Genomic DNA, 2,295 nt, shown 5'->3' with positions numbered 1-2,295 from the left:
GATGCGCTTGCGTGGCACGTCGACCTCGAGCACGCGTACCTTCACCACGTCGCCGGCCTTCACCACCTCGCGCGGGTCCTTGACGTAGCGGTCGGCGAGCTCGGAGATGTGCACCAGCCCATCCTGGTGGACGCCGATGTCGACGAAGGCGCCGAACGCGGCGACATTGCTCACCACGCCTTCCAGCACCATGCCTTCGCGCAGGTCCTTGATGTCCTCCACGCCATCGGCGAAGCGGGCGGCCTTGAACTCGGGGCGCGGGTCGCGGCCGGGCTTCTCGAGCTCCTTGAGGATGTCGCGCACGGTCGGCACGCCGAAGGTCTCGTCGGTGAACTGCTCGGGCTTCAGGCCGCGCAGCAGGGCGCTGTCGCCGATCAGCTGCTTCACGTCGCGGCCGCACTGGGCGAGGATGCGCTCGACCACCGGGTAGGCCTCCGGATGCACGGAAGAGGCGTCCAGCGGCTGCTCGCCCTCGCTGATGCGCAGGAAGCCGGCGCACTGCTCGAAGGTCTTCTCGCCCAGGCGCGGCACCTTCAGCAGGGCCTTGCGGCTGGCGAAGGGCCCGTTCTGGTCGCGATACACGACGATGTTCTCGGCCACCGTCGTCGACAGCCCGGACACACGGGTGAGGAGGGCGGCCGACGCCGTGTTGACGTCGACGCCGACGGCGTTGACGCAGTCCTCCACGCGCGCGTCCAGCGCCCGGGCGAGCCGGTACTGGTCGACGTCGTGCTGGTACTGGCCGACACCGATGGCCTTGGGCTCGATCTTCACCAGTTCGGCGAGCGGGTCCTGCAGGCGACGCGCGATGGACACCGCGCCGCGCAGGGAGACGTCGAGGTCGGGGAACTCCTTCGAAGCAAACTCGGACGCCGAATACACCGAGGCCCCGGCCTCGCTGACGACGATCTTCTGCATCGCCTGCGCCGGCAGCAGCTTGAGCAGGTCGCCGGCCAGCTTGTCGGTCTCGCGCGAGGCGGTGCCGTTGCCGATGGCGACCAGCTCCACGCCGTGCTTCTCGCACAGGGCGCGCAGTACGTGCAGCGAGGCGTCCCACTGGCGCCGGGGTTCGTGCGGGTAGATGGTGGCGGTGTCGACCAGCTTGCCGGTGCGGTCGACCACCGCGACCTTGACCCCGGTGCGCAGGCCCGGGTCGAGCCCGAGCACGGCCTTCGGGCCCGCGGGCGCGGCCAGCAGCAGGTCCTTGAGGTTGTCGCCGAACACGTCGATGGCCTCGGCCTCGGCCTTCTCGCGGGCCTGGCCGAACAGGTCGAGCATCAGGTGCAGGTGCAGCTTGGCCTTCCAGGCCAGGCGGCAACCGTCGAGCAGCCACTTGTCGGCGGGCCGGCCCTGGGCGCGGACGCCGGCGTGCAGGGCGACCCGGCCCTCGGCCTGGGCGTGGCCGGCCTCGGCGTCGCTGCCCGGGTCGAGGTCCAGGAACAGGAATTCCTCGCGCCGCCCGCGGAACAGCGCCAGCAGGCGGTGCGAGGGGATCGCGGCGAGGTTCTCGGCGTGGTCGAAGTAGTCGCGGTACTTGGCGCCTTCGGCCTCCTTGCCCTCGGCCACGCGCGCGCGGATCACGCCGACCTCGGACAACCAGGCGCGCAGGCCGCCGACCAGGGTCGCATCCTCGGCCCAGCGCTCCATCAGGATCGCGCGCGCCCCGTCCAGTGCGGCCTTGGCATCGGCAACGCCCTTGTCGGCATCCACGTAGGCGGCCGCGGCCTCCTCGGGCACCTGCGTCGGATCGTCGAGCAGGCCGTCGGCCAGGGGCTCCAGGCCGGCTTCACGGGCGATCTGGGCCTTGGTGCGGCGCTTGGGCTTGTACGGCAGGTACAGGTCCTCCAGGCGCGCCTTGCTGTCGGCCGACTCGATCTCGGCGCGCAACGCGTCGTCGAGCTTGCCCTGCTCCTCGATGCTCGCCAGCACCGCGGCGCGCCGGTCCTCCAGTTCGCGCAGGTAGGTCAGCCGCGTTTCCAGGTTGCGCAACTGGATGTCGTCCAGTCCGCCCGTGACTTCCTTTCGGTAGCGGGCGATGAAGGGCACGGTGGCGCCTTCGTCGAGCAGGCCGATGGCGGCGATGGCCTGGGCGGGCTGGGCACCGATCTCGTCGGCGATGCGGGCGGCGATCTGGGCGGCGACGCGGGTCGCGCTGGACTTGGAGCTGTCGGACATCGATTTCTGGCATTGCGGGACGCGGGGTCCGGGGCGTCGATTGTGGCAATGCGCCGCGGCCAGCGGTACCCGTTGACAAGCCGGCCCGTACCCGCCCCGGCCGTCGCGGCGACGGCCGCG

1 protein-coding gene is annotated in these 2,295 nt (G+C 71.2%); it reads right to left on the bottom strand.

Annotated elements, in window-relative coordinates; genetic code table 11:
• The coding region (locus tag FKV25_RS01225; protein WP_141516970.1) for a Tex family protein at positions 1-2,175 on the bottom strand (2,175 nt) is incomplete at its 3' end.
• Positions 2,176-2,295: the final 120 nt, after the last annotated feature.

It is taken from the genome of Marilutibacter aestuarii, assembly GCF_006546775.1.
GTDB lineage: Bacteria > Pseudomonadota > Gammaproteobacteria > Xanthomonadales > Xanthomonadaceae > Marilutibacter > Marilutibacter aestuarii.
This window is presented reverse-complemented; position numbering and strand designations above follow the sequence as displayed.